Source organism: Vibrio sp. 2132-1, from assembly GCF_033344315.1.
The window spans coordinates 1-517 of the sequence record NZ_JAWPON010000864.1 but is presented as its reverse complement, the minus strand read 5'-3'; the positions used below and the strand labels follow the sequence as shown (position 1 = coordinate 517).

Below are 517 nucleotides of genomic sequence, written 5' to 3'. Positions count from 1 at the left end.
AAGTGATTGCCGATTCCACTTGGGAATACATTGATTCAGACAGCACAGTACGTTCAACCACCGGCGTGGAAGACAGCACCTACGAATCGATGAAACCTTCGTATTTAGCGGCTAATGGTTGGATGGCAGACAAAACTGAATTGCGCGCGGTATATCAAGTGAGTGGTGAAATTTATCAAAAGATTGAGCCCTTGGTATGTGCGATCCCAAGTGATGATTGGCGTTTAAACGTCAACACGATAGAGGTGGAACAAGCGCCGATTTTAGTCGCTATGTTTTCACCGAACTTGAGCAGCAGCGATGCGGTTCAACTGATAGAAAAGCGTCCCTTCGATGGTTGGGACAGCGTAGACGAATTTCTAGCGGAGTCAGAATTAACTGGCTTGAGCGATGATGTAAAGAAAAACGCCAAAGGCTATTTAGGAGTGGATAGCTCCTTCTTCGAATTGGATGCACAAGTGTTGGTGGATGATTCACGAGTACGTATCCGAAGCCTTTTGCAAAGTACAAATAGAGA

The 517-nt window shown here is 45.5% G+C and carries 1 protein-coding gene; it reads left to right on the top strand.

What is annotated here, in order from left to right; all coding sequences use genetic code 11:
* The coding region (gene gspK / locus R8N47_RS28440; RefSeq protein ID WP_318186512.1) for a type II secretion system minor pseudopilin GspK at positions 1-517 on the top strand (517 nt) is incomplete at both ends.